27 protein-coding genes, 1 tRNA gene and 1 riboswitch are annotated in these 26,064 nt (G+C 68.7%); of the genes, 9 read left to right on the top strand and 19 right to left on the bottom strand.

Annotated elements, in window-relative coordinates:
* Positions 1–5 precede the first annotated feature (5 nt).
* The 5 genes from msrA to C7416_RS13965 form a co-directional block, all read right to left on the bottom strand.
* Positions 6–548 (bottom strand): peptide-methionine (S)-S-oxide reductase MsrA, encoded by a 543-nt coding sequence (gene msrA / locus C7416_RS13985; RefSeq protein ID WP_111519478.1) that lies wholly within the window; start codon positions 546–548, stop codon positions 6–8.
* An 86-nt stretch (positions 549–634) separates the two neighbouring features.
* Positions 635–2,200: a class I adenylate-forming enzyme family protein gene (locus C7416_RS13980; protein WP_111519477.1), complete on the bottom strand. Its 1,566-nt coding sequence runs from the start codon at positions 2,198–2,200 to the stop codon at positions 635–637.
* Positions 2,197–3,450: an acyl-CoA dehydrogenase family protein gene (locus tag C7416_RS13975; protein ID WP_111519476.1), complete on the bottom strand. Its 1,254-nt coding sequence runs from the start codon at positions 3,448–3,450 to the stop codon at positions 2,197–2,199. Before C7416_RS13975 ends, C7416_RS13980 begins: the two co-directional genes overlap by 4 nt.
* Before the next feature lie 95 nt (positions 3,451–3,545).
* Positions 3,546–4,364, bottom strand: a complete 819-nt coding sequence (locus tag C7416_RS13970) for an alpha/beta fold hydrolase (protein WP_111519475.1) — start codon at positions 4,362–4,364, stop codon at positions 3,546–3,548.
* Positions 4,361–5,431 (bottom strand): 2,5-dihydroxypyridine 5,6-dioxygenase NicX family protein, encoded by a 1,071-nt coding sequence (locus C7416_RS13965; protein WP_111519474.1) that lies wholly within the window; start codon positions 5,429–5,431, stop codon positions 4,361–4,363. Before C7416_RS13965 ends, C7416_RS13970 begins: the two co-directional genes overlap by 4 nt.
* Positions 5,432–5,587: 156 nt before the next feature.
* Here C7416_RS13965 and C7416_RS13960 point away from each other — a divergent pair, with 156 nt between their 5' ends.
* Both C7416_RS13960 and C7416_RS13955 read left to right on the top strand, forming a co-directional pair.
* Positions 5,588–6,148 carry a flavin reductase family protein gene (locus C7416_RS13960; protein WP_111519473.1) on the top strand — a complete coding sequence of 187 codons (561 nt, stop codon included), beginning with the start codon at positions 5,588–5,590 and terminating at the stop codon, positions 6,146–6,148.
* A 17-nt stretch (positions 6,149–6,165) separates the two neighbouring features.
* On the top strand, positions 6,166–6,624 hold the full coding sequence (locus C7416_RS13955; RefSeq protein ID WP_111519472.1) for a MarR family winged helix-turn-helix transcriptional regulator: 459 nt from the start codon (positions 6,166–6,168) through the stop codon (positions 6,622–6,624).
* Here C7416_RS13955 and C7416_RS13950 read toward each other — a convergent pair.
* On the bottom strand, positions 6,621–7,100 hold the full coding sequence (locus C7416_RS13950) for an Lrp/AsnC family transcriptional regulator (protein ID WP_111519471.1): 480 nt from the start codon (positions 7,098–7,100) through the stop codon (positions 6,621–6,623). The genes C7416_RS13955 and C7416_RS13950 overlap by 4 nt on opposite strands.
* A gap of 157 nt (positions 7,101–7,257) precedes the next feature.
* Between C7416_RS13950 and kynB the strand changes: the two genes are divergently transcribed.
* Genes kynB through kynA form a run of 3 tightly spaced genes read left to right on the top strand, consistent with a single transcriptional unit; the run spans position 7,258 to position 10,105 of the window.
* Positions 7,258–7,908 carry an arylformamidase gene (gene kynB, locus C7416_RS13945; protein ID WP_111519470.1) on the top strand — a complete coding sequence of 217 codons (651 nt, stop codon included), beginning with the start codon at positions 7,258–7,260 and terminating at the stop codon, positions 7,906–7,908.
* 36 nt (positions 7,909–7,944) lie between these two features.
* Positions 7,945–9,201, top strand: coding sequence for a kynureninase (gene kynU / locus C7416_RS13940; protein ID WP_111519469.1), 1,257 nt, complete (start codon positions 7,945–7,947; stop codon positions 9,199–9,201).
* A 13-nt stretch (positions 9,202–9,214) separates the two neighbouring features.
* A complete protein-coding gene (gene kynA / locus C7416_RS13935; protein ID WP_111519468.1) occupies positions 9,215–10,105 on the top strand; it encodes a tryptophan 2,3-dioxygenase in 891 nt (296 codons plus the stop codon).
* A 49-nt stretch (positions 10,106–10,154) separates the two neighbouring features.
* Here the strand turns inward: kynA and C7416_RS13930 are convergent, their stop codons facing one another.
* A complete protein-coding gene (locus C7416_RS13930; RefSeq protein ID WP_373424970.1) occupies positions 10,155–10,985 on the bottom strand; it encodes an IclR family transcriptional regulator in 831 nt (276 codons plus the stop codon).
* Positions 10,986–11,279: 294 nt separating this feature from the next.
* Here C7416_RS13930 and C7416_RS13925 point away from each other — a divergent pair, with 294 nt between their 5' ends.
* Entirely contained in the window at positions 11,280–12,473 is a 1,194-nt protein-coding gene (locus tag C7416_RS13925) for an acyl-CoA dehydrogenase (protein ID WP_018008168.1), read from the top strand.
* A gap of 121 nt (positions 12,474–12,594) precedes the next feature.
* Here C7416_RS13925 and C7416_RS13920 read toward each other — a convergent pair whose 3' ends face one another.
* Positions 12,595–13,233 carry a peroxiredoxin gene (locus C7416_RS13920; RefSeq protein ID WP_111519467.1) on the bottom strand — a complete coding sequence of 213 codons (639 nt, stop codon included), beginning with the start codon at positions 13,231–13,233 and terminating at the stop codon, positions 12,595–12,597.
* A 289-nt stretch (positions 13,234–13,522) separates the two neighbouring features.
* Between C7416_RS13920 and C7416_RS13915 the strand changes: the two genes are divergently transcribed.
* From C7416_RS13915 to C7416_RS13905, 3 genes are all read left to right on the top strand, one after another.
* The gene (locus C7416_RS13915; protein WP_010813729.1) at positions 13,523–13,849 is read left to right on the top strand and encodes an ElaB/YgaM/YqjD family protein; all 327 of its coding nucleotides are present in this window, start codon (positions 13,523–13,525) and stop codon (positions 13,847–13,849) included.
* Between the two features lie 222 nt (positions 13,850–14,071).
* Positions 14,072–14,452 carry a phage holin family protein gene (locus C7416_RS13910; RefSeq protein ID WP_111519466.1) on the top strand — a complete coding sequence of 127 codons (381 nt, stop codon included), beginning with the start codon at positions 14,072–14,074 and terminating at the stop codon, positions 14,450–14,452.
* Complete coding sequence (locus tag C7416_RS13905) at positions 14,449–14,955, top strand: DUF3318 domain-containing protein (protein WP_111519465.1); 507 nt, start codon at positions 14,449–14,451, stop codon at positions 14,953–14,955. Before C7416_RS13910 ends, C7416_RS13905 begins: the two co-directional genes overlap by 4 nt.
* 13 nt (positions 14,956–14,968) lie before the next feature.
* On the opposite strand, the gene C7416_RS13900 is transcribed toward C7416_RS13905, so the two are convergent.
* From C7416_RS13900 to ybgC, 11 genes are all read right to left on the bottom strand, one after another.
* A complete protein-coding gene (locus C7416_RS13900; RefSeq protein ID WP_111519464.1) occupies positions 14,969–17,776 on the bottom strand; it encodes an EAL domain-containing protein in 2,808 nt (935 codons plus the stop codon).
* Between the two features lie 223 nt (positions 17,777–17,999).
* Positions 18,000–18,075, bottom strand: a tRNA-Lys gene (locus C7416_RS13895).
* A 68-nt stretch (positions 18,076–18,143) separates the two neighbouring features.
* Complete coding sequence (locus C7416_RS13890; protein WP_111519463.1) at positions 18,144–19,259, bottom strand: YeeE/YedE family protein; 1,116 nt, start codon at positions 19,257–19,259, stop codon at positions 18,144–18,146.
* A 48-nt stretch (positions 19,260–19,307) separates the two neighbouring features.
* The gene (queC, locus tag C7416_RS13885; protein WP_111519526.1) at positions 19,308–19,991 is read right to left on the bottom strand and encodes a 7-cyano-7-deazaguanine synthase QueC; all 684 of its coding nucleotides are present in this window, start codon (positions 19,989–19,991) and stop codon (positions 19,308–19,310) included.
* 123 nt (positions 19,992–20,114) lie between these two features.
* Positions 20,115–20,873 (bottom strand): tol-pal system protein YbgF, encoded by a 759-nt coding sequence (gene ybgF, locus C7416_RS13880; RefSeq protein ID WP_111519462.1) that lies wholly within the window; start codon positions 20,871–20,873, stop codon positions 20,115–20,117.
* 15 nt (positions 20,874–20,888) lie between these two features.
* Positions 20,889–21,401, bottom strand: a complete 513-nt coding sequence (pal, locus tag C7416_RS13875) for a peptidoglycan-associated lipoprotein Pal (protein WP_111519461.1) — start codon at positions 21,399–21,401, stop codon at positions 20,889–20,891.
* A gap of 15 nt (positions 21,402–21,416) precedes the next feature.
* The gene (gene tolB, locus C7416_RS13870; protein WP_111519460.1) at positions 21,417–22,790 is read right to left on the bottom strand and encodes a Tol-Pal system beta propeller repeat protein TolB; all 1,374 of its coding nucleotides are present in this window, start codon (positions 22,788–22,790) and stop codon (positions 21,417–21,419) included.
* A 235-nt stretch (positions 22,791–23,025) separates the two neighbouring features.
* Positions 23,026–24,120: a cell envelope integrity protein TolA gene (tolA, locus tag C7416_RS13865; protein ID WP_111519459.1), complete on the bottom strand. Its 1,095-nt coding sequence runs from the start codon at positions 24,118–24,120 to the stop codon at positions 23,026–23,028.
* Positions 24,121–24,156: 36 nt separating this feature from the next.
* The gene (tolR, locus tag C7416_RS13860; RefSeq protein WP_111519458.1) at positions 24,157–24,600 is read right to left on the bottom strand and encodes a protein TolR; all 444 of its coding nucleotides are present in this window, start codon (positions 24,598–24,600) and stop codon (positions 24,157–24,159) included.
* 61 nt (positions 24,601–24,661) lie between these two features.
* Positions 24,662–25,345 carry a protein TolQ gene (gene tolQ / locus C7416_RS13855; RefSeq protein WP_012353556.1) on the bottom strand — a complete coding sequence of 228 codons (684 nt, stop codon included), beginning with the start codon at positions 25,343–25,345 and terminating at the stop codon, positions 24,662–24,664.
* Positions 25,342–25,746, bottom strand: coding sequence for a tol-pal system-associated acyl-CoA thioesterase (gene ybgC / locus C7416_RS13850; RefSeq protein WP_111519457.1), 405 nt, complete (start codon positions 25,744–25,746; stop codon positions 25,342–25,344). Before ybgC ends, tolQ begins: the two co-directional genes overlap by 4 nt.
* Positions 25,747–25,911: 165 nt before the next feature.
* A riboswitch (ZMP/ZTP riboswitch) is annotated at positions 25,912–26,037 on the top strand.
* The last annotated feature ends 27 nt before the right edge of the window (positions 26,038–26,064 follow it).

Below are 26,064 nucleotides of genomic sequence, written 5' to 3'. Positions count from 1 at the left end.
ACGCCTTACTTGCGCAGCTTCGCGCCGAACTGCTTGCGGAACTTGGCCAGCTTGGGCGAGATCACGAACGCGCAGTAGCCCTGGCTGGGATGGTCCTGGTAGTAGTTCTGGTGGCCGGCCTCGGCGCGCCAGTAAGGCTGCTCCGGCTCGACCTGGGTCACGATCGGCGCATCGAACGCCTTGGCGGCGACCAGCTCGCGCATCACGTATTCGGCCGTCGCGCGCTGCGCCTCCGAGTGCGTGAAGATGGCCGAGCGGTATTGCGGCCCGACGTCGTTACCCTGCCGGTCCGGCGTGGTCGGGTCGTGGATGGCGAAGAAGATCTCGAGGATCTCGCGGTAGCTGATCACCGACGGATCGAAGCTGACGCGCACCACTTCGACATGGCCGGTATCGCCTTCGCACACCTGCTGGTAGGTCGGGTGGTCGACATGCCCGCCGGTGTAGCCGGACTCGACCGCGACCACGCCTTCGACCTGCTGGTAGACCGCTTCCAGGCACCAGAAGCACCCGCCGCCCAGCGTGGCGGTTTCCAATCCATGTTCCATTTGCGCCGCTCCCTTGCGTAACCGTCAGTCCAGTCTGTCTGGCCAGGCCTCAAGCATAAGCGCAGATCGGCGCGCTTGCAGCGGATTCAGCCGGGCGCGCGGCGCGCCTCCAGCAGCGCGCGCAATTGCGGCTTGAGCACCTTGCCCAGCGCGCTGCGCGGCAGGTCTTCCATCAGCACCACCTCGCGCGGCAGCTTGAAGCGGGCGATGCGCGCGGCCAGCAGCTCGCGCAACGGTTCGGCCGCCAGCGCGCCGCGCGGCGCTCCCAGCGCCGGCACGATCACCGCCACCGGCACTTCGCCCCAGCGCGCATCGGCCACGCCGACCACCGCGCATTCCTGCACGCCGGGCAGGCCCACCAGCACGTTCTCGATCTCGGCGGGATAGATGTTCTCGCCGCCCGAGATGATCATGTCCTTGCTGCGGCCCACCACCTCGATGCAGCCCTCGGCATCGCGGTGGGCCAGGTCGCCGGAACGGAACCAGCCGCCCGGCAGCCCGTTGTCCGTTGGCCCGTTGTCAGTTAACCCGCTGTCGGTCTGGTTCCAGTACCCCGCCATGACATTGGCACCGCGCACCCACAGCTCGCCCACCGCGCCCGGCGCCACCTCGGCGCCGTCCGGGCCGGCCAGGCGCACTTCGGCCTCGGGCTGCGGCCAGCCGGCGTAGCCGGGGCGCGCCATGGCCTGTTCCAGCTTCAGCACCACCGACACCGGCCCGGTCTCGGTGGCGCCATAGACCTGTCCGAGCGGCACGCCGCGGGCATGGAAGGCGTCGATATACGAGCGCGGGATGGTCGACGATCCCGCCATCACCCCGCGCAGGGCCGTCAGGTCGGCATTGGGCCAGCCCGGGTGCTCCAGCACCGCGCGCAGCGTCGCCGGTACCATCAGCGACAGATTCGGCCGCGCCGCGGCCACCGCGTCCAGCCACGCCTGCGGCGCAAAGCGGTCATGCAGCGTGACCCGCGCGCCGGCCAGCAGCGCCGGCAGCGTCTGGATGCACAGCCCGCCGACATGGAACAGCGGCAGCACCGACAGCACGTGGTCGTCGGCACTCATGCCATGCGCCCACCAGCTGGCGCGCGCATTGGCCAGCAGGCCGGCCTGGGTATGGACCGCGCCCTTGGGCTTGCCGGTGGTGCCGGAGGTATAGGCCAGCAGCAGCGGCGCGTGGTCCGGCACGGCGGCATGGATCACGTCGGACGGCGCCGGATGGTCGATCAGCCGGTCGAGGTGCGCCAGCCGGCAACCGGCACCGGCTTCGCGCGCCAGCGCTTCATGAGCCGCGTCATGGAACAGCACGGCCAGTTGCGCGTGGGCAGCGATCGCCCGCAACTCCGCCGGCGCCAGCCGGTAGTTCAGCGGCGCGAACATGGCGCCGACGCGGGCGCAGGCGAACAGCAGCACCAGCTGCAGCTCGTGGTTCAGGCACAGCGTGCCGACCCGGTCGCCGGGGCGGATGCCCCAGCTTGCGGCCAGGTGGGCGCTGGCGCGCTCGACGCGCCGCCACAGCTTGCCGTAGGTGAAGGTGCGGCCCAGGTAGTGCAACGCCGGCCGGTCCGGCGCGGCGTCGGCATGGCGATGGAGCATGGCCGGCAGCGCGCCAAGTCCGGCGGCACCGGCGCGGATGGCCCGGCGGGGGGCGCTCATTCGTCGCGCTCGCCGGATTCGTACAGGGTCTCGCGGCCCATGCGGTCGAGGATCAGCTCGGCGGTCCACGGCAGCATCAGCGCGCCGCAGCGCGAATCGCGGTAGAGCCGCTCCAGCGGCAGGTCCTTGAGCATCGACTGGCCGCCGCAGGTGCGGATTGCCAGCCGGGCGATATCGTTGGCGCCTTCCATCACCGTGTAGTGCGCGGCGTACAGACGCAGGCGCTCGTCCTTCGACGGATTGGGCTTCGCTTCGTGGATCGCGCGCCAGAAGATCGAGCGCATGGCCTCCAGCTGGATGCGCATCTGCGCCACCGCGATCTGCTTGGTCGGATACATGCGGCGCTTGACCGGCGGCTGCCCCGGCACCTCGCCGCGCAGGTACTGCACGGTGAAGTCGTAGGCCGCCTGCGCCACGCCGAGGTAGGTCGGCGACAGCGTGAAGAACATCGCCGGCCACGTCTGCGCGGCACGGTAGTAGACCCCGCGCGGCATCAGCTGCTCATGGTCGGGCACGAACACGTCCTTGAGCAGCAGCGTGCGCGACACCGTGCCGCGCATGCCCATCGGGTCCCAGTCGCCGGTCACGGTGAGCCCGTCCGCCCGACCGGGCACGGCGATGTAGAGCGTGTCGCGCATGTCCGGATGCTGGTCGCCGCGGTCCTCGGTGCACAGGATGCCGTAGTAGTCGGCCGCGCCCGACAGCGAAGCGAAGATCTTGCGCCCGTTCAGCACCCAGCCGCCGTCGACCTTGCGCGCGGTGGTGCCGAACGGCGCCTTGCCGGCGGCCGCGGCCGAGCCTTCGGAGAACGGCTGCGCGTAGACCGCGCCGTCGCGCACCACCCGCGCGAAATGCAGCTCGCGGCGGGACTGGTGTTCGTCGCGCTGGGCCGGCGTCATGTCGATGCCATCGGACAGCACGCCGGTCCACATGGTCGAGCAGATATGCATGTTGTAGGTGAGCGCGGTGGCGCCGCAGAAGCGGCCGATTTCCGCGCCGACCATGCAGTAGGTGGCAAAGTCCGCGCCCGCGCCGCCGAACGCCCGCGGCACGCACAAGGCCAGCAGGCCGGCCTCGCGCAGGTCGTCGTAGTTGGCGAACGGGAAGCTGGCCTCGCGGTCCCAGGTGGCGGCGCGCGGCGCGAAGCGCTCGCGGCCCAGGCGGTTGGCCAGCGTCAGCCATTGCGCCTGTTCCGGGGAGAAGTCCGCCGTACCGACGGCGGGAATGAAGTCGAGCTGGCCGGATGGCATGTCGCGTCTCCTGTTTTGCCTGCTCGCGCCGGGTGGATGGATAGGGGGCGGCGCGGCGGCGGTTCTTGTGTGGCGTTGCCGGAAAGCGGCGCGCTTCAGTGCACCGGGAAGTGCCGGCGCAGGAATTCCAGCACCGCGTCGTTGAACAGCCGGGGGCGCTCCATGCACGCCAGGTGGCCCACGTCCGGCAGGCAGCGGTACTCGGCGCCGGCAATGCGTTGCGCCATGCGCTGCATCACCTCGGGCGCGGCGTTGGTATCGTGCTGGCCGGCCAGCGCCAGCACCGGCACGGCGATGCGCGCCAGCGCGTCGCGCTGGTTGAAGCGCACCAAGGCACCCAGCGCGGCGCGGTAGGTGGCTGCCGGCACCGTCGCCATCACCGCGGTGGCGAAGGCCACGGCCTGCGCGTCGGCATCGGGCGCGACCATGGTGCTCACCAGCCCGGCCGCCATCTGCGCCATGGTCTTGCCGGCATCCAGCGGCGCGGTGCGCGCGGCGATGAACTCGCGCTGCCACGGGCCATCGCCCTTGCCGAAGGCGGGCGAGGTGCCGGACAGCACCATGCCGTCGACCAGCGCGGGCGTGGCCGCGCAGGCCTGCTGCGCCACCATGCCGCCCATGCTGTGGCCCAGCAGCACCACGCGCCGGCCGGCGTCGCGCTCGAACAGCAGCACGGGGGTCAGCGCCTGCGCCAGTCCGTCGAAGTCATAGGGGTCGATCAGGGCACTGTCGCCATAGCCCGGCATGTCCCACGCCAGGGCGCGGTAACCGGCCTGAGCCAGGGCCTCGCCCTGCGCGGGCCAGGCGGCCTTGCCGCCGCCGATGCCATGCAGCATCACCACCGCCACCGGCCCGTCGCCCCAGGCCAGCGTGGCGATGCCGTTGGCGTGGCGTTGCGTGGTCGCGGCGCTCATGCGGCCACCTCCACCAGCGTGCCGGCCTCGACCTCGTTGCGGCCGTCGAGCGACACCGTGCAGTTGCGCAGCGGCAGGTCGAAGTGGCCCAGCGTATGCCGCCCGGCGACCTCGTTGGCGCCGGTCGAGAACAGGAAGTTGCCGGCGAACGCGCGCAGTTCGGTGCCGTTGCAATCGCGCTTGTCGTAGAACGTCATCGCGTCCCAGCGCGCCATCCGGTTCAGGCCCCAGCCCACGTGCGAGACCGCGTAGGCGTCGCGCGTGCCTTCGCGGTCGGCCCAGGCCTGGTAGTAGCCTCGCATCATGTCGGCGTCGACGCCCTGCCCCTCGACCGCGACGATATAGTCGTCCTCGATATGGCACACCACGGTGTCGCGCAGGTAGGTCTTGAAGGTCAGGTTGACGTCGCCCGGCGCCAGCACCAGCGTGCCGTTGACCTGGCGCCCCGCGGGAAACGCCAGGCACAGCCCGCCGGGCCAGTGCGAGACCTGGCCGGGCTTGTTGCAGAAACCCCAGACGCCGCCGACGCGCGCCTCGGTCAGGCCGATGCGCAGCTCGGTGCCAGCGCTCGAATGCACGCGCATCTCGCGCGCGCCGCGCAGGCGCTTCATCGCCGCGCGCACGGTGGTCTCCAGCGACGGATCGGGTTGGCAGCGCTCCAGGATCTCGGGGTGCTCGTTGCTGACCATCAGCATGCGCGGCACCACGCCGTCAGCGCCGCGCAGGATCTGCGGCAGCTCGGGCGCGTGCAACAGGCCTTCGACGGTGCAGTCGAGCACCAGCTGGCAGCGCGACAACGCCGCCAGCACCGGTGCCAGATGCTGCAAGGCATCGCTGGCACCCGTCGAGCGCACCGGCGCGGGGGCCGCAAGCGCCGGGGTCGGCACCTGGATCCGCACCGGCGTGGCGCCAAGGGATTGCACGGCCAGCTCGGCCAAGGCCACGTTGACAGGGCGGGATTGGGACTCCGTTACAATTCCCACGACATCCCCGTGCCGCAGGGCACAGAGTTCCAGCGTGCGGCGGAACGCCGCCAGCCAGCGGTGTTCGATCTGCTCGATGAGCATGCGCTTGTCTCCTGCTGCTTGTTATGGCTTCTTGTTCTATGGGGCCCGGCCGCCCACGCTTTGTGCAGCGGCCAGCGCCGGCGGCGCCGGACTTGAATTCGCCGCCCCTGGCGCGAATAATATATATGAAATTTCATGAACTCCAGTGGAGCCCCCATGGGCATGCCTGAGGCCCAGCCACGGATCGCCAGCGTAGCCGCCGCTCCGGACTTCGATGCGATGCACTTCCGCCGCACCCTGTCGCAGTTCGCGACCGGAGTCACGGTGATCACCACGCGCGCCAGCAACGAGTCGGTTGCGGCCGGCGCGCCGCCGTTCATCGGCATCACCGCCAGCTCGTTCAACTCGGTATCGCTGGAGCCGCCGCTGGTGCTATGGAGCATGGCCACGCGCGCCAACAGCCTGCCGATGTTCCGCGACGGCACCCACTACATCATCAACGTGCTGTCGGCTTCGCAGCTGGACCTGTGCCAGCGCTTCGCCACGCTCAAGGGCGACCGCTTCGCCGGCGTCGATTACCGGCTCTCGGCCACCGGCCTGCCGATCCTGTCGAATGCGCTGGCCTGGTTCGAATGCCACAACCGCAGCCGCTACGACGAAGGCGACCACGTCATCTTTGTCGGCGAAGTGGAGCGCTGCGGCGTGCTCGATGGCAAGGACGGCCCGCTGATCTTCCAGGGCGGCCAGTTCACCACCACCACCCCGCTCGATCTCTGAACAGCCACTGAGCCATCATGGCGGACCTGCCGGCAGTCCCCTCGCCCCAGCCCTTTGTCGACGGCTACCTGGCCTACCTGCTGGCGCGCGCCAGCCATCTGATCTCGGGCGAATTCCACCGCGAGGTCGAGGCCAGCGGCCTGTCGGTGCAGGAATGGCGCGTGCTGGCCACGCTGGCCGACCGCCCCGACTGCACCGTCGGCGCGCTGGCGGAAATCACGCTGACCAAGCAGCCCACGCTGACCAAGCTGGTCGACCGCATGGCGCACGACGGCCTGGTCCGGCGCCGCGCCGGCAAGACCGACCGCCGCCAGGCACTGGTCTCGATCACGCCGCGCGGCCTGGCGCTGGTGCAGCCGCTGCTCGAGCGCGCCGCGCAGCACGAGCGTGCGGTGCTGGATGACTTCGGCGCCCGCCAGGGCGCGCAACTGAAGGAAACCCTGCGCCAGCTGATCGCGCTGCATACGCAGCGCTAGGCTTCAGCGGCCTTCAGGATCGCCAGCGGCGAACTGTCCACCTTGATCCGCTGCAGCACGATATTCGAGCGGATATCCATCACGCCCTGGGTGCGGTACAGACGGTTGACGATGAAGTCCGAGTAGTGCTTCAGGTTGCGCGCCTGCACGCGCAGGATGTAGTTGCTGTCGCCGGTGATGATGTACGCCGACAGCACCTCCGGCCACGACTGCACCGCGGCGATAAAGGTGTCGTGCCAGCCCTCCACGTCATGGCGCATCGACACCTGAACGATCGCCTCCAGCTCCAGTCCCAGTTGCTCCGCATCGAACCAGGCGCGATAGCCGCCGATCACCCCTGACTCTTCCAGCAGCCGTACCCGTCGCAGGCACGCCGACGGCGACAGCGCCACGCGGTCGGCCAGGTCCTGGTTGCTGATGCGGCCGTTCTCCTGCAGGCAGGTCAGGATGCGCAAATCGGTCGGATCGAGGTTCATTCGAATATCCTTCGATTAATCGTGAATTTTTCGCATTCTATGCGAAAGACCGGGCGGGTGACGGGCCATTTAGCAAGCCTCTTGCCCCCGATTTTGACTATGATTCCCGACATCGAGGCACACAGAAACGGCGCCCGTGGACGGCGCCGCGCAACCCATGACCGCCCCCACTCCCGACCCGCGCCGACTGTGGGACATCAGCCCGCCGCTGTCGCCCGCCACGCCGGTGTGGCCCGGCGACACGCCGTTCCAGCAGCAGCCGGCCTGGCAGATCGACGCGCATTGCCCGGTCAATGTCGGCCGCATCACGCTGTCGCCGCACACCGGCGCGCATGCGGACGCGCCGCTGCACTACGCCGCCGACGGCGCGCCGATCGGCGCCGTGCCGCTGACGCCCTACCTGGGCCGCTGCCGTGTGATCCACTGTATCGGCGCGTCGCCGCTGGTGCAGCCGCACCATGTCGAGCACGCGCTCGACGCGCTGCCGCCGCGGGTGCTGCTGCGCACCTACCGGCAGGCGCCGCTGGCGCAGTGGGATCCCGACTTCTGCGCGGTGTCGGCCGACACCATCGCGCTGCTGGCTGCGCACGGCGTGCAACTGGTCGGCATCGACACGCCCTCGCTCGATCCGCAGGAATCCAAGACCATGGACGCGCACAACGCGGTGCGCCGCCATGGGCTGGCGATCCTGGAAGGCATCGTGCTGGACCAGGTCGATGCCGGCGACTATGAACTGATCGCGCTGCCGCTGCGCTTTGCCGCGCTGGATGCCAGCCCGGTGCGCGCGGTGCTGCGCAGCCTCGACTGAACCTTTTCCCGAACCCGCCTGGCCTTTCTGCACGACATGACGACCATTGACCGCGAGCACTGTATTCGGCTCGACCAGCAAGACCCGCTGCGCCCGCTGCGCGACCAGTTCGCGCTGCCCCAGGGCGTGATCTACCTCGACGGCAATTCGCTCGGCGCCCGCCCACGCGCCGCCGCCGCGCGCGCCGCCCAGGTGGTGGCGGAGGAATGGGGCGACGGCCTGATCCGCAGCTGGAATACCGCCGGCTGGTTCGACCTGCCGCAGCGCCTGGGCAACAAGCTGGCGCCGCTGGTGGGCGCGGGCCACGATGAAGTGGTGGTGACCGACACCACCTCGATCAACCTGTTCAAGGTGCTGGCCGCGGCGCTGCGCGTGCAGCAGACGCGCGACCCGGCGCGCAAGGTGATCGTTTCCGAGGCCAGCAACTTCCCGACTGACCTGTATATCGCGCAGGGCCTGGCCGACCTGCTGCAGCAGGGCTACTCGCTGCGGCTGGTGAACTCGCCGGCCGAGATCGACGCCGCCGTCGGCGCCGATACCGCGGTGCTGATGCTGACCCACGTCAACTACAAGACCGGCGAGATGCTCGAGATGGCCGGGCTGACCGAGCTGGCCCATGCCCGCGGCGCGCTGACGGTGTGGGACCTGTGCCATTCGGCCGGCGCCGTGCCGGTCGATCTGAACGCCGCCGAGGCTGACTACGCCATCGGCTGCACCTACAAGTACCTGAACGGCGGCCCGGGCTCGCCCGCCTTCGTCTGGGTCGCGCCGGCGCTGCGCGACGCCTTCTGGCAGCCGCTGTCGGGCTGGTGGGGCCATGCCGCGCCGTTCGCGATGGATCCGCAGTACCGGCCGGTGGAAGGCGTGCGCCGCTTCCTGTGCGGCACGCAGCCGGTCACATCGCTGGCGATGGTCGAGTGCGGGCTGGACATCTTCGCCCAGACCAATATGCAGGTGCTGCGCGCCAAGTCATTGCTGCTGACCGACTTGTTCATCGAACTGGTCGAGGCTCGCTGCGGCCACCACCCGCTGACGCTGGTGACGCCGCGCGAGCACGCGCGCCGCGGCAGCCAGGTTAGCCTGGAGCATCCGGACGGCTATGCCCTGGTGCAGGCCCTGATCGAGCGCGGCGTGATCGGCGACTACCGCGAGCCGTGCATCGCCCGCTTCGGCTTCACGCCGCTCTACACCAGCTTTGCCGAGGTGTGGGATGCTGTGGAAATCCTGCGCGACGTGCTGGACAGCGGCGCCTATCGCGACGCGCGCTTCCAGACGCGCGGCCAGGTGACCTGACCGGGAGCGCATCATGAGCGAATTCAAGGGATGCCCCTTCTCCGGCGCGGCGCCGGCAGCCACCCCGGCAGCCACCCCGCAGGGCGACGACTGGCACGGCGCGCAGATGGATTTCGCCAGGGACATGAGCTATGGCGACTACCTCGGCCTGGACCAGATCCTGAGCGCGCAGCATCCGCTGTCGCCGGACCACAACGAGATGCTGTTTATCGTGCAGCACCAGACCACCGAGCTGTGGATGAAGCTGATGCTGCACGAGCTGCGCGCCGCGCGCGAGTCGGTCAAGGGCGACAGCCTGCCGCCGGCGTTCAAGATGCTGACGCGCGTGTCGCGCATCATGGACCAGCTGGTGCAGGCGTGGAACGTGCTGGCCACCATGACCCCGCCGGAATACTCGGCGATGCGGCCCTATCTGGGCATGTCGTCGGGCTTCCAGTCGTACCAGTACCGCGAGATCGAGTTCATCCTGGGCAACAAGAACGCCGCCATGCTGCGTCCGCACGCGCACCGGCCGGAACACCTGGCGCTGGTCGAGGCCGCGCTGAAGACGCCGTCGCTGTACGACGAGGCGATCCGGCTGATGGCGCGACGCGGCTTTGCCATCGACGCCGACTGTGTCGAGCGCGACTGGACCCAGCCGACCGCGTACAACGCGTCGGTCGAGGCGGCGTGGCTGGAGGTCTATCGCAACCCCGGCGCGCATTGGGAACTCTATGAGCTGGGCGAGAAGTTCGTCGACCTGGAAGACGCGTTCCGGCAATGGCGCTTCCGCCATGTGACCACGGTCGAGCGGGTGATCGGCTTCAAGCGCGGCACCGGCGGCACCGAGGGCGTCAGCTACCTGCGCAAGATGCTGGACGTGGTGCTGTTTCCGGAGTTGTGGAAGTTGCGCACCGACCTTTGATCCACACTGTCCCTGCGCGCAGGGACCGCGGTACGGGCGGCGGGCAGCTTCAGCCCGCCGGCTCGGACAACCTTGCCGCCAGCGTCTGCAGCGCCGGCGCCAGCGTCTGGTGGAACACCGTCTCGTCCACCGCGCCATAGGAAGCGCTGCAGCTCAGCATGTGCAGCTCCTTCTCCCCCACCGGCCGGAACGCCACCGCACAGGCATGGATGGCCGGATGCCAGTCGCGGAACGACGCGGCATAGCCGCGCTGCTGCGCCTCGGCCAGCGCGGCGCGGGTGGCGGCCTCCTGCTGCTTCCATTGCTCCGGGAAGGCCTGGCTGAACTCGGCCATCACGCGTTCGCGGCGCGGCGCCGGCAGAGCGGCCAGGTAGGCCCGCCCCATCGAACTCGACACCAGCGACAGACGCGAGCCGACGCCCAGCCCGAGCATCACGCCGGCATCGTTGCGGATCGATTCCAGGTAGATCACCTCCATGCGCTCGCGCTTGCCGAGCGACACCGAGACCCCGTACGACTGCGCGAACGCCAGCATGTGCGGCCGCGCCAGCGACACCACGTCCGATGCCGACAGGTAGGCGTAGCCTAGCGCCAGCACCCCGGCATCGAGCGCGTACTTGCCCAGGCTCTCGTCATAGCGCAGGTAGCCCAGCTGCACCAGGGTACCGGCCAGCCGGCTTACCGTGGCTTTGGGAAAGCCGGTGCGGCGCACGAACTCCTGGTTGCCCAGCATCGCCTCGCCGGTGCGGAAGCAGCGCAGCAGCTCCAGGCCGCGCGCCAGCGCGGTGACGAAGTTCGGATCGCTGTCGCGCACGGGCGCCGCGGCAGGTTCCTGGGAAAGTGACGGATCGGGCTGGGTGTTTTGGTCGAGGTTGGCCAAGGTTCGCGGCTCCAGTCGGGGCTTGTCCGTTCATCGCACAAAGGCGCGGAGGTTCAGGGTTTTGCCTGTTGCGTGGCAAGACCATTGCGATATACTAATTCAACGGAACACAGTTCCGCAATGCGGAACTTCCAGGATCCCGAAAAAATCCTCCGCACGATCGCCATCGACCACCATCGACCGATCACAGATCGATCACCGAACCCGTTACGAATGACGGAATCCGCCGGCGCGGACCCGCGGCACGCCAGCCGCCCGCCCGGCGCTTCCCCTGCGCTACCGAAGGAGACCTGCATGGCTGCCAACGCCGAATTCCACTGGGCCGACCCCCTGCTGCTGGACCAGCAACTGAGCGCCGACGAGCGCATGGTGCGCGACGCCGCCGCGGCGTACTGCCAGGACAAGCTGATGCCGCGCGTGCTGCAGTCGTTCCGCAACGAGAAGACCGATGTCGAGATCTTCCGCGAGATGGGCGAACTCGGCCTGCTCGGCCCGACCATCCCCGAGCAATACGGCGGCCCGGGCCTGAACTACGTCAGCTACGGCCTGATCGCCCGCGAAGTCGAGCGCGTCGATTCGGGCTACCGCTCGATGATGAGCGTGCAGTCGTCGCTGGTGATGGTTCCCATCTACGAATTCGGCACCGAGGCGCAGAAGCAGAAGTACCTGCCCAAGCTGGCCACCGGCGAATGGATCGGCTGCTTCGGCCTGACCGAGCCCAACCATGGCTCCGACCCGGGCTCGATGGTCACCCGCGCCAAGAAGGTCGACGGCGGCTACGAGCTGACCGGCGCCAAGATGTGGATCACCAACTCGCCGATCGCCGACGTGTTCGTGGTCTGGGCCAAGCTGCAGGGCGATGACGGCAAGGAAGACATCCGCGGCTTTATCCTGGAAAAGGGCTGGAAGGGCCTGAGCGCCCCGGCCATCCATGGCAAGGTCGGCCTGCGCACCTCGATCACCGGCGAGATCGTGCTCGACCAGGTGTTCGTGCCGGAAGAGAACATCATGCCGGGCGTGAAGGGCCTGAAGGGTCCGTTCACCTGCCTGAACTCGGCCCGCTACGGCATCGCCTGGGGCGCGCTGGGCGCCGCCGAATTCTGCTGGCACACCGCGCGCCAGTACACGCTGGACCGCAAGCAGTTCGGCCGCCCGCTGGCCGCCACCCAACTGGTGCAGAAGAAGCTGGCCGACATGCAGACCGAGATCACGCTGGGCCTGCAGGGCTGCCTGCGCCTGGGCCGCATGAAGGACGAAGGCACCGCCGCGGTCGAGATCACCTCGATCATGAAGCGCAACTCGTGCGGCAAGTCGCTCGACATCGCCCGCGTGGCGCGCGACATGCTGGGCGGCAACGGCATCTCGGACGAGTTCGGCGTGATCCGCCACGTGGTCAACCTGGAGGTGGTCAACACCTACGAAGGCACGCACGACATCCACGCCCTGATCCTGGGCCGCGCCCAGACCGGCCTGCAGGCCTTCTTCTGATCGCGGCATAAAAAAGCCCGGCGATGAAGCCGGGCCAAGCACACTACCAAGGAGACGACGAGGCTGCCCCCGTCGATACAACATCTGCCTTGCATACTGCCCCGCCCTGGCGGGGCCGTGTTCATTTGTTGGGCTGGGGCGTCAGGCGCAGGTACGGACGCACGGCCTGGTAGCCCTTGGGGAATTTCTCGCGCAGCACGGCTTCATCCTTCAGCGACGGCACGATGACGACGTCGTCGCCGTCCTGCCAGTTGCCCGGCGTGGCAACGCTGTGGCTGTCGGTCAGCTGCAGCGAGTCGATCACGCGCAGCACCTCGTTGAAGTTGCGCCCGGTGCTGGCAGGATAGGTGATGATCAGGCGCACCTTCTTGTTCGGGTCGATGATGAACAGCGAGCGCACCGTCAGGGTCTCGTTCGCGTTCGGGTGGATCATGTCGTAGAGCTGCGACACCTTGCGGTCGGCGTCGGCCAGGATCGGGAAGTTGACCTGGGTCGCCTGGGTCTCGTTGATGTCCGCGATCCAGCCGCGGTGCGAGTCCACGGTATCGACCGACAGCGCGATCGCCTTGACGCCGCGGCGCGCGAATTCATCCTTCAGCCGTGCGGTGAGGCCCAGTTCGGTGGTGCACACCGGGGTATAGTCGGCCGGGTGCGAGAACAGCACGCCCCAGCTGTCGCCAAGCCACGCATGGAAACGGATGCGGCCCTCGCTGGAATCCTGCTCGAAGTCCGGGGCGATATCGCCAAGACGCAACGCCATGTTCTGTTCTCCTGATTTCACGGTGAAACCAGAGTAACTGGATTGATATCCAACCCAAACGAATATAAAGTCACTACAAAATCACTCGTAGTCATATAGACATTCTCTGACATTCATCACGCCCGCTTTCGTGCATGCTGGCAATACTTGGGCGTCCGACCCCGCAGCAACCCTGCAGCGAACCCTTGTTCCGGGCGCGCTGCCTTGAAAGGGCGACGTGTCGCCACATATGCTAGGTATCAGACTAAGTATCAGACCGACAAATGCCGTTAGCCTCGGAGCGTAGAAAATGTCAGAATCCGCACAAACCGAACCAACCGCCCGCAAACAGGAGAAACTGATGAGCGATGTCAAGACCGTGCTGTCCGACGCCGAGGAACTGCTGAAGCAAGCCGCCTCGACCACCGGGGAAAAGGCCGCCGAACTGCGCGAGCGTGGCATGGGCCTGCTCAAGCAAGCCAAGGAAAAGGCCCAGGACCTGCAAGACGCCGTCGTAACCAAGAGCAAGGCCGCCGCGCGCGCCACCGACGACTACGTGCACGACCACCCGTGGCGCGCCGTGGGCGTGGCAGCCGGCGTGGGCCTGCTGATCGGTCTGCTGCTCAACCGCAAGTAAGCGCTGCAAATCCGGCGCGGCACGCCAAGGCCGCGCCATCGCGGCAACCCGCCAGGCGGGTTGCCAGTGGCCGGGGCGCCCGGTGTGCCGGTAACGCTGTCGCGGTTGGCCCGTCGGGCCAACCGTTCGTTGCCGACACAACCTGGCGCCGTCATCCGGCCCCGCCAGCTGGATAGGTGCGTACGGCCATGCCGGCGCACCGCTCTTTCACGCCGGAGCCGCATGAGCGAAGCCACCCCTTCCCCCAAGTTCCTCGACGCCGTGCGCAACCTCGCCGGCTCGCTCGTGGCGATGGTGCAGACGCGCCTGGAGCTCGCCAGCGTGGAGCTGGCCGAGGAGCGCACGCGCTTGCTGAAGGTCGCCCTGCTGGCCTTGTTCGGGCTGGCGTTCTTCGGGCTGGGCCTGGTCACGCTGACCGCCCTCATCGCGATCCTGTTCTGGGACACCTACCGCTGGCAGGCGCTGGGCGCGCTGACGGTGCTCTACCTGGTGCTGTGCGCCGCCTGCCTGGCGTACGCCCGCAACGTGCTGCGCAACGCGCCGCCGATGCTGGAAGCCACGCTCGCCGAAATCGACAAAGACCGGGAGATCCTGCGCCGATGAGCACACTAGACCCTGACGACGCCACGCCCGCACGCGACCGCGGCGAGTACCCGCGCGCGCCCCGGTTCACACAGGAGGTGCGCCTGCCGCTCGCGGTGCGCAAGGAACTGCTGCTGACCCGCGCCGCCCTCGAACGCCACGATTGCCTGCAGGCGCTGCACGCGGTACGCGGCGGCGTGCACCGCCTCGGCACCGTCAGTGCCTGGCTGCCGCGGATCGCGCGGCCGGGCTCGTGGATGAAGGTGGTCGGACTGACCAAGGACTACCCGATGCTCAGCACCGCGGTGACACTGGCGCTGCCGCTGATCAAGCGCGCGCCGGTGCTGCGCTGGAGCTGGAAGCTGTCCAAGCTCGGCCTGGTCGCCGGCGCGGCCTACTGGGCCTACAACACCTGGCGCGATGCCAAGGGCCAGGCGGTGCCGCCGGCCAACGTGCCGACCCCTGCCCCGGCCGGCACCCCGCCCGCCGCCGACACTGGCTTCCGCGATCCGCTGATCCCCTGACGGTCCTGCCGACTCAGCCGGCCAGCGCCAGCGCCGGCTGCGCGCCGGCCTCCGCGGCGGCCGGTGCGAACGGCACCGGCGGCGCAATGTGATAGCCCTGCGCCAGGTCCACGCCCAGCTCGCGCAAGCGCGCGAGCATCGCCTCGTTCTCGACGAATTCCGCAATGGTCTGCTTGCCCATGGCGTGGCCGATGCGCTGGATCACCTCGACCATCACCAGATTGACCGGATCGGCCAGCATGTCGCGCACGAAGCTGCCATCGATCTTCAGATAGGCCGCGGGCAAGTGCTTGAGGTAGGTGAACGACGACATGCCGGCGCCGAAGTCGTCCAGCGCGAAGCGGCAGCCGAGCTGCTGCAACTGCATGATGAACGCGCCGGCCTGCGCCAGGTTGGCAATGGCCGCGGTCTCCGTGATCTCGAAGCAGATGCCGTCCAGCGCGATGCCGAAGCGCTGCGCCTGCTCGCGCACGAAATCCGGGAACTGGATGTCGGCCAGCGACGAGCCTGACAGGTTGATCGCGCAGGTCGCGATCTCGGCCTGGCGCCCCGCCAGCGTGGCAAACGCGGTCTCGACCACCCAGCGGTCGATCATCGGCATCAGGTTGTAGCGCTCGCAGGCCGGCACGAAGGCCATCGGCGGCACCAGCCGGCCGCGCTCGTCCACCATCCGCAGCAACAGCTCCACATGGCGTCCCCCCGCCGGCACCGTGCCCGGCTGCACCGGCACGATCTCCTGCGAGAACAGGCAGAAGCGGCCGGCGGCCAGCGCCGCGTGCACGCGGCTGACCCACTCCATCTCGCCATGGCGCGCCTGCACCACGCTGTCCAGCGGATGGTAGACCTGCACGCGGTTGCGCCCGCCCTCCTTGGCCACGTAGCAGGCCGCGTCGGCCGCGCTCAGCGCCTCGGCCACGCTGCCGGTGTGCCGGTCCAGCGTGACCAGGCCGATGCTGACCCCGACCGCGAAGGTGCGCTGCCGGTGCGCAAAACGGAAGCTCGCAATCGCGTGGCGCAAGCCCTCGGCCACGCGCTCGCCGTCGGCGGCGCCGCAATGCTCGAGCAGCACGCCGAACTCGTCGCCGCCCAGCCGCGCCAGCATGTCGCTGCGGCGCAGCTGGCCGCGCATGACCTCGGCCATCTGCCGGATCAGCTCGTCGCCGGCGGCGTGGCCGCAGGTATCGTTGACCACCTTGAACTGGTCCAGGTCCAGGTACATCAGGGTGTGGAGCATGCCTTGCGTGCGCGCACGCTCGATCGCCGCGGCCAGCCGGCGCTCGAACCCGGCGCGGTTGACCAGGCCGGTCAGCGCGTCATGGCTGGCCTCGTAGGCCAGGCGCGCGGCATGCGCGCGTTCCTGGCTGATGTCGTGCAGCACCACCACCACGCCGATGGCCTGCGCGGCGCGGTCGCGGATCAGCGCCACCGACGGCTTGACTGCCAGTGCCTGCCCCGGCTGTCCGGCGCCGTCGCGCTGCACCAGCTGGGCCGAGCGGCTGTGCCAGCGCTGGCGCAGCGCCAGCGGCACGATATCGGGCAGCGGCGCCAGGCTGTCCTCGTCGCGCAGCACGCACACCTCGCTCAGCGGCAGGCCGCGGGCATCGGCCTCGCGCCAGCCGGTCAGCGCCTCGGCGGCCGGATTGAGCGACTGCACGCGGCCCCATACATCGGCGGTCACCACCGCGTCGCCGATCGCCTGCAGCGTGACCTGGGCGCGCTCCTTTTCGGCAAACAGCTGGGTCTCGTAGCGCTTGTGGTCGGAGATATCGGTCAGCGAGCCCGCCATGCGCGCGCGCCGGCGCCCGGCCCCGCGCACCAGCCGGCCGCGCGCGCGCACCCACAGGTAGTCGCCGGCGCGGTTGCGCAGGCGGAATTCGGCGTCGTAGGGCTCGCCGCTGCGCAGGTGGTGCGCCAGCTTGGCCTCGAACGCCGCCAGCTCGGACGGATGCAGCAGGCCCAGCACGGTTTCGCGCGCGTGCGGCAGCTCGTCGGCGCGGTAGCCCAGCATCTGCGCGCAGCGCGGCGAGAAATACAGCTCGCCGCGGCCAAGATGCCAGTCCCACAGGCCGTCGTTGCTGCCTTCGACCGCGAGCTGCAGCTGCTCTTCACTTTGCGCCAGGGCCTCGCGCAACCGGCGCTCGCGCCGCAGCGGCCCGACCGACAGCAGGATCGCCGACATCAGCAGCGCCGCCGCCATCACCGCGCTGCCGGTGGTGAGCAGCCGCGTGACCCGGCGCGACGCCTGTCCCAGGTGATCGGAAAAGGCCCGCTCCAGCGGCGTCAGCCGGGCGTCGATCCGGGCGATGTTGCGCAGCACCGGCGCGACGCAGGCGTCGTCGCAGCCGGGCTGGGTGGCCAGGCGCCGCAGCGCCAGCGCCTGCTCATGCAAGGCAAAGATCTCGAGATCGCCCTGCGCCCACACGCGGATGGCGGCATCGACTTCATGGATCTGGCGGAAATTCCGGTACAGGCGCACCATCCGCGGGATGTCTTCGGGGTGGTTGCCGCCGGCGAGCAGGCCCTCGTGCACGCGTTCCAGGTCAGGCTCGGCACGGTCCAGTTCCAGGCGCGCGCGATGGTCGCCGAACGGGATGGCGATGGACGCCAGGTAGGCGTCGAAATCGGCCGGATCGCGGTCCTCGCCGTAGCGCAAAAGGTGCAGCACGGCGTTCTTCTGGCCCTTGGACCACTGGCTCTCGCCGGCGACGAAGGCGCGCGCGGCCGACAGCAGGTCCAGGCTGGCGATGCTGAACAACGCCAGCGCGACCACCACCGGTACGAACGGCCAGATGATGCGCAGCACATGCCCGCTGGCCGGCAAGGAAACGCCTGCTCGCCGCATAGGTCTTGTTCGAGGGGGGCCGTGTCTCGCGGCCGTTCCGAGGACCCGCGGTCCACACGCCGCGGTTAGACCCATTGTGCTGCGCTGGCCGGGCGTGCGTCTCTACCTCGAACTAGTTAAAGCACCCCCTACCATCGGGGCATGCCGCGCGGAAACAATGCAAAAAGGGCCTGTGACGTGCGCCACAGGCCCTTCGACATGCTGGTGGGTCGTGCGTGACTCGAACACGCGACCAACGGATTAAAAGTCCGCTGCTCTACCGACTGAGCTAACGACCCGAAAAAACAGAACCGCGATTATAGTGATGCGATTCTCGATGTGTCAAGGGCATGGCGCGCCAGCGCACTTAAACCATGCGTTCCAGGCGCCACATCTGGTAGCGGAATGCCAGCATCGCGCCGGCCAGGATGCCGGCCAGCGCAATGAACGAACCCAGCGCCAGCGTCGACACGCCCGACAACCCCTGCCCCACCGTGCAGCCGAGCGCCGTGACGCCGCCGGCGCCCATCAGGATGCCGCCGACCATGTGGTTGGCCACGTCCTCGGCATTGCCGAAGCCTTCCCAGCGGAAGGTGCGCGTGGCCAGCGCATAGGCGGCCGCGCCGGCGATCACGCCGAACACGCTGACGATGCCGATGGTCAGCACCTTGCTCTTGTCGCTGAACATCATCAGCCAGTCGAGCGTGTAGGCATACGGGGCGACGAAGCTCAGGCTTTCCATGCGGCCGCTGTTGGTCGAGACGAACAGCTCTTCCAGCGTATTGGGGTCTTCGGCGACGTAGCCCAGGTGGCCCGACACGTACCACATCGCCACGATGATCAGGCCGACGCCGATGCCGCCGAGCAGGTTGTCGAAGGTGCGGAAGCCGCGCCCCGCCAGCGCCCACGCCGCCAGCACGCCGCCCAGCGCCAGGCCCAGGCCCAGCTGCAGCGCGCCGCGGGCCGCGCCGGTCCCCTGCGCCAGCACCGACGGCAGGTCCTGCGTGGTCGGCAGCGCCAGCGCCACCGCGTCGACGGTATTGACGCGCACCACGCCGAACAGGCCGCGCAGCGTCATGTAGGCCGACAGCCCCAGGAACACGAACACCACCAGCGACTTCAGGTTGCCGGCGCCGATGCGCACCAGCGTCTTGCTGCCGCAGCCCGACGCCAGCACCATGCCGAAGCCGAACATCAGCCCGCCGGCCAGCGCCGACAGCCAGGCCAGCTTGCTGGCAGCATAGATGGTCTTGGTCGGGTCGATGGCGCCGTTCCAGGCCAGCACGCCGGTGCCGATCATGGCCACGCCGATCGCCAGCACCCACATGCGCATGCGGCTCCAGTCGCCCATGTTGACGATGTCCGAGACCGCCCCCATGGTGCAGAAGTGCGTGCGCTGCAGCACCGCGCCAAACAGGAAGGTCAGGACAAAGGTGCTCAGCAGCACCGAGCGCGACAGCGCGGCAAGATCGATTTCAGGCATGGGGCGGGAACGGCGGACTCAGGCTAAGGCGCGGACTCAGGTGCAGGATCAGGCGGCGGCCTGGTAGCGGGTCGGGTCGGGCACGCCGGCAGCCTCGAAGCCGGCGCGGCGGATGCGGCAGGAATCGCACACGCCGCAGGCGCGGCCGTCATCGTCGGCCTGGTAGCACGACACCGTCAGGCTGTAGTCGACGCCCAGCGCCATGCCGGCGCGGATGATCTCGCCCTTGGTCATGTCGATGATGGGCGCATGCACGCGGAAGCGGTCGCCCTCGACGCCGGCCTTGGTGGCCAGGTTGGCGAGGGTCTCGTAGGCGGCGACGTATTCGGGGCGGCAGTCCGGGTAGCCGGAGTAGTCGACCGCGTTGGCGCCGAAGAACAGGTCGCGCCCGCCCACCGCCTCGGCCCAGCCGAGCGCCAGCGACAGCATGATGGTGTTGCGCGCCGGCACATAGGTGACGGGGATGCCGCCGCTGGCGCCATCGGTGGGGACCTCCAGCGCGTCGTCGGTCAGCGCCGAGCCGCCGAAGCGGCGCAGGTCCAGGTCGACGATCTCGTGGCGCACGGCGCCCAGCGCGGCGGCCACGCGCTTGGCGGCCTCCAGTTCCGAGGAATGGCGCTGGCCGTAGCGCATCGACAGCGCATAGGTCTCGAAGCCCTGGGCGCGGGCCATGGCAAGTACGGTGGCGGAGTCGAGTCCGCCGGACAGCAGGACGATGGCGCGTTGGGTCATGGTGCGGGTCGCGCCGGGGGCGGCGCGCAAGAACATTCAGGCGAATCGCATATTCTAGCGCGACAAACGAGAAAGGCCCGCCGAAGCGGGCCTTGCAATGGCGGACGGCGGCGCCGGCGGCGCTTACTTCAGCGTCTTGAGCCGGTTGCTCGCCGCCTGCGCGCCCTCGGTGCCGGGATACTTCGCCACCACCTGCTCCAGCGTCTTGCGCGCGGCCGCCTTCTGGCCGGACTCGAGCTGGTTGTTGGCAATGGCGATCATCGCATCCGGCACCTTGGGGTGGGTCGGATTGGCGTTGACCATGTTCTGCAGCACAAAGGTGGAACCCTTGTAGTCGCGCTGCGCGTACAGCGAGTTGCCGAGCCAGTACTGTGCCAGCGGCAGGTACGGGCTCTGCGGGTACTTCTTCACGAACGCCGAGAACGAATTCCCCGCGCTCTTGAAATCGCCCGCCTGGAACTGCTTGAGCGCGGCATCGTATTCGGGCTTTTCGCCCGGCTGCGCGATGCCTTCGCGACCCTCGACCGTGACCTGCTGCGGCTCGAATTTCTTCAGGCGCGCATCGAGGTCGGCGTAGTAGTCCTTCTGCTGCTTCTGCAGCGTGTCCACCGTGTTCTGCAGCACTTCGTTCTGACCGCGCAGCCGCGCCACTTCCTGGCGCAGGCCTTCGAGCTGGTTCTGCATGTCGAGCAGGTTGCGGCTGTTCTGCTCGATGCGCTGCGTCGCGGTCGCCTGGAAACCGTTGAACTGGTCGCGCAGGCTGATGACGGCCTTGCGGGCCTCGTCATCGTCGAACACTCCGGCATGCGCCTGCGACAGCGGCAGCATGCCGCCGCCGGCCACGGCGGCGAGCCACAACAGGGTGGAAACGCGTGCTTTCATGGAAGGCGGTCCAGATCAGTAGTTGATGTCCGCGCGACGGTTCTCGGCCCACGAGGCTTCATCGTGGCCGGTCGCCTTGGGCTTTTCCTTGCCCAGGCTGACGGCTTCCATCTGCGCGTCGGGCACGCCCATCGAGGCCAGCGAGCGGCGCACGGCTTCGGCGCGCTTCTGGCCCAGCGCCAGGTTGTACTCGCTGGTGCCGCGTTCGTCGGTGTTGCCCTGGATCAGGATCTTGCGGCCCTTGTTGGTGCCCAGGTACTTGGCGTGCGCGCCCAGCATGCCCTGGTAGTCGGCCTTGACGGTGTAGCTGTCGAAGTCGAAGTAGACGCTGCGCTTGGCCAGCGGGCTGTTCGGGTCGTTGAGCGGATCGGCCGCGGTCACCGGGGTGACGGCGCGCGGATCGGCGGCGCCCGCGCCGGCCGTGCCGGCGCCGGCGTTGGCGGTGTCGTCCAGCTTGACGCCGGAGCTGCAGGCGCCAAGGGCCAGCAGCGCGGCGACGGCAAGGGTTTTGGTCATCAGTTGGGCCATGGTGGTTGACTCCTGTTATTGCATGAAAGGACCCCAGGACGGCTCGCGAACATCGCCGGACTGGAGGGACAGAACCTGCCGGGTACGCCCGTCAGTGGACACCGCCGCCAGCACCGCGCGACCGCCCACGCGGGTGGCATAAAGGATGTACTTGCCGTTGGCGGCGAAGCTGGGCGCTTCGTCGTTGGCCGTATCGGTCAGCGACGTCACGTCGCCGTTGGTCAGGTCCTGCAACTGCAGCTTGAAGCCGCCCCCGCGCGAAATGTACGCCAGGTACTTGCCATCCGGCGAAATGCGCGGGCTCACGTTGTAGCTGCCCTTGAAGGTGACGCGCTGCGCCCCGCCGCCCTCCTCGCCGGAGGCGGGCATGCGGTAGACCTGCGGCGCACCGCCGCGGTCGCTGGTGAAATAGATGCTCTTGCCGTCGGGCGAGTACTGCGGCTCGGTGTCGATGGCGCTGCTGCGCGACAGGCGGCGGATGCCCGAGCCGTCGGCGTTGACCTGGTAGATCTGGGTATTGCCGTCGCGCGACAGCGCCAGCGCCAGGTGGCGGCCATCCGGCGACCACGACGGCGCGCTGTTGTTGCCCTTCTGGTTCGATACCAGCGTGCGCTTGCCGCTGGCGAGGTCGTGCACGTAGACCACCGGCTTCTTGGCCTCGAACGAGACGTAGGCCACGCGCGCGCCGTCCGGCGACCACGACGGCGAGATGATGGGCTCGTTGCTGGTCAGCGCCACCTGCGCGTTCTGCCCGTCCGAATCGGAGATCAGCAGCTGGTAGCGGCCGCCCACCTTCGACACGTAGGACAGGCGCGTGGCAAACACGCCGCGCTCGCCCAGCAGCTTTTCATAGATGTAGTCGGCGATCTTGTGCGCGGTCACGCGCAGCTGCGACTGGTTCACGGTGAAGGCCAGCCCGCCCAGGCTCTGGCCCTTGACGGTGTCGTACAGGCGGAAGCGCACTTCGTACTTGCCGCCCGCCGCCGGGGTCACGCTGCCGGCGACGAAGGCATCGGCGCCGCGCGCCTTCCAGCTGCCCAGGTCGACATTGGCGGACTCGGCCACGGTGGCGCCGCCCGGGTCGACGTTGCGGAAACGGCCGCTGCGGGCCAGGTCCGAACGGATGATCGCGGTCAGGTTCTGCGGGGCCTGGGCCTCGCCCTGGAAGTTGGCGGTGGCCACCGGGAACTGGCTGGCGCCAACCCCGGAAATCTCAACGTTGAGCTGCGCGTGCGCGGCGCCGGCGGCCATGGTCATGGCCGCGGCCAGCCACGCCATCAGCGCGCGCCGGCCGGCCAGCGGCATCGGCCGGCTCGCACCTCGGGATGCGGGGGAATCTGCGTTGTGCCGCCTCGCGGACAGCCAGTTGGGGGCCCAAAGCTTTCGCATGCTGCTCCTCAGTCGATTTCAAGTTTCGTCGGGCACCGTCGGGCACGACGGGCGATCGTCAACACGGGCAAATGCGGCATTGCAGCGCGTGGCGCATGCCCCGTCCGTGTGCATACCGCACCGTCGGCTGCGTCAGGCAACCTGTCATGCTAGCGCTGGGACCAGAACCCGACGATGAAGTTTGCATTATGTTGCAAATCATGCCGTGCCGTTCACCCGGTCCACCCAGTCACACTCAGTCCTTCGGCCGGAAGGTAATGGTGAAGCTGGCCGGCGCCTTGCCGTTCTCGTCGCGCGGCAGCGGATCGGAACGCTCGACCGCGCGCAGCACGGCATTGTCCCAGCCGGAGTTGCCGCTGGACTTGGACAGCCGCGCCGACAGCAGCGAGCCGTCCGGCGCCAGCTGCACCGAGACCACCGCGGTCGGGTTGCCCGGCACGTCCTCGGTAAAGACGATGTTCGGCTTGACGCGGCGCCGCACGCGGTCGGCGTAGCCGGGCGAAGCCTTGCCGCCACCGCCGGCACCGGCGCCGGCCGCATTGCCGACCCCGCCACCGCCGGCGCCGGAGCCGCCGGCCAGCGCCTGCAGGCGCGCCAGCTCGCTCTTGCGCTGGGCGTTGGCAGCGGCTTCGCGCTTGGCCTTGGCATCGGCATCCGCCTTGGCCTTGGCATCGGCCTGGGCTTTCGCCTTGGCGTCGGCCTGGGCCTTGGCCTTGGCATCGGCCTGCGCTTTGGCCTTGGCCTCGGCGGCTTCCTTGCGCTCGCGCTCGGCCTGTTCCTTGCGCTCCTGCTCCTGCTGCGCCGCCTTCTTCTTCGCGTCTTCCTTGCGCTGCGCTTCCTTGCGCTCGGCCTCGCGCCGCTCGGCTTCCTTGCGGTCGGCCTCCTTGCGCAGCGCTTCCTTGCGGGCCTCTTCCTTGCGGGCCTCTTCCTTGCGCGCCTCTTCCTTGCGCTCGGCCTCCTTGCGGGCCGCTTCCTTGCGCTCGGCTTCTTCGCGCGCGGCCGCCTCGGCGCGGCGCTTCTTCTGTTCCAGCGCGATATCGGCGTCGTCCTCGACCTTGCTCTTCACCTGGGGCGGCGGCGGCGCCGGACGCGGCTGCACCACCGGCTCGGGCTCTGGCTGCGGCTGCGGCCGCGGCGGCGGGGGCGCGGTGGCGGCGGGAATCTCCTCCCACAGTTCGGCCTCGGCCCCGACCGGGGTGCTGCTCTGCCAGCTCACGCCGTAGTACAGCACCACGGCCAGCATCAGGTGCATGAGCAGCGCGAGCAGGAAGGAACGCAGGGTTCCCCGCTCCTTGACCGGCTGGTAGGGATAGGCGGCGGCGGTCGTCATCAAGCGCAACGGCAATCGGATAGGTGCTTCAATACGTCACGAGGTCTTGGACTTGACCATCAGGCCCACGCGCTTGACGCCGTCGGCTTTCAGCACCGACATCACGTCCAGCACCGCCTCGTACTTGACCGCGCGGTCGGCGGCGATCACCACCGGCTGGTCCGGGTTCTCGTTCTGGCGCTGGTGGACGAAGTCCAGCAGGCCCTGCTTGTCGAGCTTGCGTTCGAAGGCATTGCCGGCTGTGTCCTTGCCGCGCGCGGTGAGTTGGCCGTCTTCATGCACGGTAACGACGATCGGGGGCGCCTTCTGCTGCGGCGTGGCATTGGCCACGGTGGGCAGGTCGACGGTGGCGGGGCTGACGATCGGCGCGGCCACCATGAAGATGACCAGCAGCACGAGCATGACGTCGATATACGGCACGACATTGATCTCGGCGCTGGCCCGGCGGCGCGAGCCGCCGCGGCGCTGAATGGCTGCCATTGCAGGACTCCTGGAAACGCCGGCCCGGGCTCACCGCCCGGACCGTTGATAGGGAATACGGTTAGCGGGTCTGGCGCTGCAGGATGTTCAGGAACTCTTCCATGAAGCTCTCGAACCGGATCGCCAGGCGATCGATTTCGGTGGCATAGCGGTTGTAGGCAATCACCGCCGGGATTGCCGCGAACAGGCCGATCGCGGTCGCCACCAGTGCTTCGGCGATACCGGGCGCCACCGACGCAAGCGTCGCCTGCTGCACGTTCGACAGCCCGCGGAACGCGTTCATGATCCCCCACACCGTGCCGAACAGGCCGATATACGGGCTCACCGAACCGACCGACGCCAGGAACGGCAAATGCGATTCCAGCACGTCCATCTCGCGCTGGTAGGCCGCGCGCATGGCGCGGCGGGCGGCGTCGAGCAGCGCGCCGGCCTCGTTGCCGCGCTCGCGCGCCTTCAGGAACTCGCCCATGCCGGATTCGAAGATCCGTTCCAGCGCACCGGTGTTGTGGCGGTTGTTGACGGCGCTGTTATAGAGCGCCTGCAGGTCGCCGCCGGCCCAGAAGTCGCGCTCGAAGCCTTCGGTCTGGGTGCGCGCCGAACGCACCGCCAGGTGCTTGCGGAAGATATAGGTCCACGAAAACAGCGACATGACGAGCAACAGCGCCATGACGGCCTGTGCCAGCACGCTGGCGTGGAGCACCAGCGTTACGATCGACATGTCTTGCGTGACGGTCACGGGATTCATCGTGCTGACTTGATGGTGGCTAGAACGGGGTCGGGGATCGGGGCAGGGCGGAAAGTGCTTTTGTCGACGCAGCCAACGCGGATCGCGCCGGTCGCGAGCATCAGCTCGCCACGCCAGGCTTCCTGGGTGAACTGCACCGAAGCCGGGCCGACCCGGTCGATGCGCGTGCGGATCTCAAGCTGGTCGTCCAGCCGGGCGGGCGCATTGTAGTCCACCGCCGTACTGCGGACGATGAAGACCACGCCCGCCTGGTCGGCGAGCGCCTGCTGTTCGATGCCGAGCGAGCGCAGCCACTCGGTGCGGGCGCGCTCGAAGAACTTGAGGTAGTTGGCGTAGAACACTACGCCGCCTGCATCGGTGTCTTCCCAGTACACCCGCAGGGTCCAGACAAAGTTTGGCATGGCCGCGATTGTAACGGAGAGCGATACCCGTTTCGTGTAAACCCGCAGGACGACTTTGCAACAGCAAGTTGCTGGCCAGGCCCGCGCCAGCCCTTGCCAGCGCTTGCCTGGCGGGTTCACGGCTTGCGGCGGGCGGCCGCCTCGCGCTACACTGCGCGCAACCATTCCATCTTGCGCGACTGGCGAAGTCAGTGGGCACTACCACGAGGAAGCGCAAGTTCTCTGGCGTGAAGTTTCCAAACGCCATGGCGTTGACGCGAGTCATGCCTGCCGCTCGCCTGGGCAGCGAATGGGAAGCAGGGTGCGCCCTGCGCCGAC

The sequence above is a fragment of the Cupriavidus phytorum genome (genome assembly GCF_003254285.1).
Lineage (GTDB): Bacteria > Pseudomonadota > Gammaproteobacteria > Burkholderiales > Burkholderiaceae > Cupriavidus > Cupriavidus phytorum.
The sequence above is the reverse complement of the archived record's forward strand: the minus strand, read 5'-3'. Positions and strand labels throughout refer to the sequence as shown.